The following is a 1,623-nucleotide window of genomic DNA, read 5'->3' on the forward strand; positions in this document are numbered from 1 at the left end:
AGCCGATCAGCGCGAGCATCGTGCGGACGGGGACGCTCGCACGGGTCGGTCCGGGCGAGCGAGCGAGGACGTCATCGAGGGTGTTCCCCACCGCGTCCGCGCGGTCCCGGGGGACGGTGAGCCACGGGGTCGAGCGGTACCACTCGTTGCCGCGATACGCGAGCAGGAACACGGTCCCGGCACGCGGGAGGTCGACACGTCGCGTCCGGATCACCGCGTCGAGGTCGTCGGTGCGGCTCCGGTCCTGTGTGGGGTACCGGCGGCGGATCTCGTGGTTCCCCGGATCCAACTCGACCTCGACGCCCCGCCACAGTAGGCTGACGGGCACGAGCCAGAGCCACGCGACGAGCGGCCAGACGCCGAGTCCGGTCCAGTCGATGCCGAGAAGCCACACCGCGACCGGGGCCGTCGCGCCGAGAAGGACCCAACCGGGACGCAGCGACGAGAGCCCCGAGAGTCGATCATGGAGCGGCCCGGACCCGAGCTCCCAATCGTCATAGAAGAGATAGAGATACGGAACGGTGAGGAGCGCGAGCGCGAAGACGAAGACGACACCCACGAACGTCTCGCCGAGGTTCAGTTCCGCGAGTGCCGAGACGACGCCGCCGAGCGAGACGGAAGCGAGCGCCGAGCCGACGTTCATCGCGAGGATAGCGCCGACCGCCGCCCAGACGAGGGCGACTGCCAGTCCGACCCCGACGATCAGCGACCGGATCCGGTCGTGACGGACTGGGCCCCACACGATCGTGTCGGCGGCAGTGTGACTCTCGCCGGCTTCGAGGCCCGCACGTTCGGCGTCGCGGTCGGCGATCTTGGCATCGCGCTCGGCGACCTCGTCGTCGTCGCGCTCGGCAGCGGGAGCGCTCGCCGTACCGGAGCCAGCGCCTTCGGAGGGCATACGCGGGAGAATACGGCGGTTCGGTATAAAAACCGTCGTCCGCCCGGGCGGAGTGGGAGCGCACCCGCTCAGCGGTCGAGGTACTCGCCTTGGATGTCGACGACCTCACGAGAGTCCGCACACGCCGCGTACCGCTGTAAGGGTTCCTCGTTGAGGTCGAGAAACGTCTCGCCCCAGGTGAACTTCGCCATGATCCGCTCCGCGTGATCGGGCTCGCCGAGGATGACGAGGGCGGCCGCGAACGCCTCGACCGTGGTGAGCCGCATCGGCCGCCCGAAGTTGACGGGGTTGCCGGCGACCAGATACGGGAGTGCGCGGTGCTCGCCGGGGAGGCTGAACCGCTTCTCGCCCGCCGACTCCCACGAGCAATCGAGCGCGACCAGCGCGTTCTCGCGGGCGGGGTCGGCGTCCGCGGGCGAGAGCGCCCGCTCGGCGTGCGGGTTCAACACCACCCCGTACGGCGTGGCGCGATCGGATCGATGCAGCTCGGCGAGGTCGAAGCGCGCGAGCTTCCGCGCCGTACACTTCTCGGGGTCGTCGTCGCCCTCGTACCGGACGTGGAGGTCCACGATACCCGATCGGCCGGGCCGGTTATAAGGGGTGCGGAGTGGCGGATAACGGCGTCTACAGTTGACATCCTCCCCGCCCTAAAGGGCGAGGATTCCCGAGCGTTGGGATATTAGGGTTCGCAACCCACCTGTTCGCTCGGTGCGAAACGCCCCGAG

At 69.3% G+C, this 1,623-nt stretch carries 2 protein-coding genes; both read right to left on the reverse strand.

Going from position 1 to position 1,623, the window contains the following annotated elements; all coding sequences use genetic code 11:
• Nucleotides 1–898 (reverse strand): hypothetical protein (locus ACFQEU_RS15500; RefSeq protein WP_379783621.1); only part of this gene is annotated, 898 nt, incomplete at its 3' end.
• A 68-nt stretch (nt 899–966) separates the two neighbouring features.
• A complete protein-coding gene (locus ACFQEU_RS15505) occupies nt 967–1,467 on the reverse strand; it encodes a DUF367 family protein (protein ID WP_379783623.1) in 501 nt (166 codons plus the stop codon).
• Nucleotides 1,468–1,623: the final 156 nt, after the last annotated feature.

The sequence above is a fragment of the Halorubrum tibetense genome (assembly GCF_042661865.1).
Lineage (GTDB): Archaea > Halobacteriota > Halobacteria > Halobacteriales > Haloferacaceae > Halorubrum > Halorubrum tibetense.